A 4,121-nucleotide genomic window follows, 5' to 3' on the forward strand; every position below is an offset into this window, starting at 1 on the left:
AATCCCCAATCCCCAATCCCCAATCCCCAGTCCCCAGTCCCCAGTCCCCAGTCCCATGCCAACCGTCCTAGCCATAGAAACCAGTTGTGATGAGACAGCTGTCGCAATTGTTAATAATCGTGAAGTTTGTAGCAGTGTTATTGCTTCCCAAATTCCAGTCCATCAGCAGTATGGTGGGGTGGTACCGGAAGTAGCATCTCGCCAGCACCTAGAAATAATTAATGGGGCGATCGCCCAAGCCTTGGAACAAGCCAAACTAGATTGGGAAAGTATTGATGCCATTGCCGCTACTTGCGCCCCTGGACTTGTAGGAGCGCTATTAGTAGGTTTAACTGCTGCCAAAACTTTGGCGATGATACACGAAAAACCATTTCTGGGAGTTCATCATCTCGAAGGTCACATCTGTGCCACTTATTTGAGTGAGCCAACTTTAGATCCCCCTTTTCTTAGCTTACTTGTTTCAGGCGGACATACAAGCTTGATCTATGTCAAAGATTGTGGTAACTACGAAACGCTTGGCGAAACCCGTGATGATGCAGCTGGTGAGGCCTTTGATAAAGTAGCGCGGTTATTAAAGCTGGGTTATCCTGGTGGGCCAATTATTGACAAGCTAGCACAGGCGGGGAATCCCCAAGCCTTTACCTTGCCAGAAGGAAAAATCTCCCTGCCGAGTGGGGGATATCATCGGTATGATGCGAGTTTTAGTGGTTTGAAAACGGCTGTGCTGCGTTTAGTGCAGCAGATAGAGAAAGATCATGGACAAGTGCCAGTAGCAGACATAGCAGCTAGCTTTCAGCAAACCGTGGCGCGATCGCTCACCAAAAGAGCGATCGCCTGTGCCTTAGACTATGGTTTAGACACAATTGCCGTTGGTGGAGGTGTAGCGGCAAATAGCGGTCTGAGAAAAAACTTACAAGCTGCTGCCATCGAGCATAACCTACGGGTACTATTTCCGCCCTTGAAATTCTGTACCGATAACGCCGCCATGATTGGCTGTGCTGCGGCTGAGCATTTATCCCGTGGTCATCGTTCATCCCTGACTTTGGGCGTTGAATCGAGATTGCCATTGACACAGGTGATGAAGTTGTATCAACTAGGGAATAGGGAATAGGGAATAGGCAAGAGGACGCGGGGACGCGGAGAAAATTTCTCCCTCATCTCCCTCATCCCCCCTGCCTCCTTTCCTCTTTTCGACCAATAACTACTACCCACTCACCACTGACTCTTGTCTAGTAACAATTGAGCGAATATTTTCGGCAACTGCATCTGGCTGCTCTAACATAGCCAGATGTCCACAATGAGGAATTTCAATCACATTGTCACCGCAGTACTGAAACAATCGATGAAAGCTGGCTAGATGGCGCACATACTTTGGTTCCATTACCTTGTCTTCAGCACCAGCCAAAAAATAAACTGGCTGTTTGATCTGGGACACCAGTTGAGGTAAACGGTTAATTTCTTCCTCTGTGGTCGAGTCTAGCAGCGTTCCGAGTGCCGCTTCGGGGTCAGCCACGACAAAATCAATCACTCGCTGACGTGCCCAGTAACGCTCTAGAGGACGTGCCACACTTGCTCTTGTAAAGAGTAAATCAATTAAAGGAACTTGGGACAACCAACGGGGGCGGACTTGTAAAAATTTCTGACCGGCTGAGCGAAATTGCTCAAAAGCTTCTTTGAGATATATACCACCACCTGCATTGATACAGATGACTCCCTTGACACATTCAGGTAATTGTGCTGCTGCCCAAAGCGCGATCGTGCCTCCCAAGGAGTGACCAATTAGCCAAGCACTAGTAATATTTAGCTGTTGCAAAAGTGCTGCTAAATCCTGAGCATAGGCGAATGGAGTATATATAGAATCGAAAGCAGCACTAACTGCACTACTAGAGACAGTAGTCAAGCTTAGAGAAGTTGTTTGTTCCCGACTAAAATCTGTTTTTACTTGGGACTGAGATTCACCAAAACCTCGCAAATCATAAGACAAGCACTGCAAATCAACTGATAAGCGAGAAATCACAGGCTGCCAGTATCCACGACTATTGAGCCAACCGTGGATAAATACTAGAGCATGAGGGCAGGAAGTAGGAGCTGTTAGCTCGTATGCGTGTGGAACGCCCAAAATTTCGATGATTGCCATACTTCTATCGTACCCTTAAGGGCGGGCGCGACCAAATACGGAGTAGATAGGGGAATGGGGAACTCGGGGCTCCCGCTCTCGGAGGGAGTGGGGATTAGGGGTAATGGGGAATGGGGAATGGTTGGTTTATTTACCTAGCAACCGCTGTCTGACCCCTTCAGCAATTTTATGTCCCAGATATTCAGGAATCAGACTTTCATTCGGCCCCAATAAATAGAGAATTAGTCGTGTACGCCCTCGCCAAACTAGCAAATTAGCATTGACTATTAGTAAATCTTCCTGCCAAATAGCGTACATGACTTTGTAGAATAACCCTGGTTGATTATCAGCTTCAATCACCAAAGCAGGGAGATGAAAGACTGGATCTACATAGAACTCAGTTTGTACTTGCTCTAAGCCAGCGTCCAGATTAAATTCTACCGCTAACATCTCTTCTACCTCAAATCGTCCTCTTAAAGCCTCGCGGATGGCGCGACAGACATTTTCTGCTGTTTTATCGGTTAAAGCTTTGCTACCACGGGATACCAGCAGTTTGATAAAAACTAACATTGGCGGTCTAATCTGACCGTATAAGCTTAAGCCGTGGATAGTCAACCCATAAGCTGCTAACACGCCAAAAATATCGCTGAGCAAAAAAGACTGATTGCGGTATGCGAAATGCAAGGCACTTTTGTTACCTTCCGATTTCAGTTCTATAACAGCACGTCTGGTTTTATAGAGACGATAGGCTAACCGCAAGTTTTGCAGTTGAATTTCACTGCTGACAAATTGCTCATAAAACTGGGGAAACGCTCGGTTGAAGCGCTTTAAAAGTTCCAAAGTTGAAGATTTTAAACCAGAAGCCATTGTAGGGGTTGGGGGCTGGGGACTGGGGATTGGGGACTGGGGACTGGGGACTGGGGACTGGGGAACTCGGGGCCCCCGCTCCTGGAGGGAGTGGGGAATGGGGTATTGGGGACACTTCGGCAAGCTCAGTGCATCGCTGGGGACTGGGGATGTGGTACCCTGCGGGTTCTGCTTCGCAGTACGACTTCGCTCACCAACCGGGGATGAGAGAAGCAGGTAGCACGGAGCAGGGAGAAGGTTACAGATAGACTTCCCCTTTCCCTCCGCACCCTGCCCCTCTGCCTCTTATCCATTCCCAATTCCCCATTTTCAATTCCCCAATCCCTAATTCTTATATCTTTCCCTTTTTGGGAATTTCTTCTAGGCTTAACAACAAAATGCTAAAGTTGAAAATGATTGGTGTAAAACACACTCTAATTGGCTGTTAACATTGCAAATCCCAAACACAACCGAAAAATTTGAGTGTTAGGGATAGCAAATGGAAATAGCTGTGTTGGGCGTGAGCGCATTCTCTTTGAGAGTGAAACCAATTTAGTTATACTACCCGAACCGCGTTGGCATGGGTTTTTGGAAAACTTGGTTTAGTACTCCTGAATCTGTAGCGACAGCTAAGACTCCGTTTGAAGAGCAAACAGTGGAAGCTGGGAGCAATTCTAGCTCTAGCAGCGATCGCATAGTCTTTAGCACAGAGCGAGATATCGACCTGTATGAACTAGAGGAACTCTGTGATGCAGTCGGTTGGTCGCGTCGCCCTTTAAGAAAAGTCAAAAAAGCTATTGAGCATAGTTTTCTCGTCGCCTCAATGTGGCAGGTACGAGGAAATCAAAAGCGGCTGATTGGTTTTGCCCGTGCTACCTCAGATCATGCGTTTAACGCCACTATTTGGGATGTAGTAGTTCATCCAGATTTTCAAGGTAAAGGACTGGGCAAAGCCCTGATGAAATACGTCCTCAAAAAACTCAGAAGTGAAGAAATTAGTAATGTCACACTCTTCGCTGATCCCCATGTTGTAGATTTCTACCGAACTATGGGGTTTATGGCAGATCCAGAAGGCATTAAGGGTATGTTTTGGTATCCTCATTAAAATAATTCGTAATTCGTAATTCGTAATGACGCGACGCTCCTGCGTCGCTAACGC

The 4,121-nt window shown here is 47.0% G+C and carries 4 protein-coding genes; 2 read left to right on the forward strand and 2 right to left on the reverse strand.

The genetic code is table 11. The features are described from left to right. Positions 1-55 precede the first annotated feature (55 nt). Positions 56-1,111 carry a tRNA (adenosine(37)-N6)-threonylcarbamoyltransferase complex transferase subunit TsaD gene (gene tsaD, locus AC5JMF_RS30155; RefSeq protein WP_495799387.1) on the forward strand — a complete coding sequence of 352 codons (1,056 nt, stop codon included), beginning with the start codon at positions 56-58 and terminating at the stop codon, positions 1,109-1,111. A 93-nt stretch (positions 1,112-1,204) separates the two neighbouring features. Here tsaD and AC5JMF_RS30160 read toward each other — a convergent pair whose 3' ends face one another. Together AC5JMF_RS30160 and AC5JMF_RS30165 are read right to left on the reverse strand one after the other, a co-directional pair. Next, positions 1,205-2,137 carry an alpha/beta fold hydrolase gene (locus AC5JMF_RS30160; RefSeq protein ID WP_495799384.1) on the reverse strand — a complete coding sequence of 311 codons (933 nt, stop codon included), beginning with the start codon at positions 2,135-2,137 and terminating at the stop codon, positions 1,205-1,207. Positions 2,138-2,263: 126 nt separating this feature from the next. Beyond that, entirely contained in the window at positions 2,264-2,983 is a 720-nt protein-coding gene (locus AC5JMF_RS30165; protein WP_495799385.1) for a hypothetical protein, read from the reverse strand. Positions 2,984-3,542: 559 nt separating this feature from the next. On the opposite strand from AC5JMF_RS30165, the gene AC5JMF_RS30170 reads away from it, so the two are divergent. Continuing rightward, complete coding sequence (locus AC5JMF_RS30170; RefSeq protein WP_495799386.1) at positions 3,543-4,067, forward strand: GNAT family N-acetyltransferase; 525 nt, start codon at positions 3,543-3,545, stop codon at positions 4,065-4,067. Positions 4,068-4,121 lie beyond the last annotated feature (54 nt).

The sequence above is a fragment of the Desmonostoc vinosum genome, from assembly GCF_059505385.1.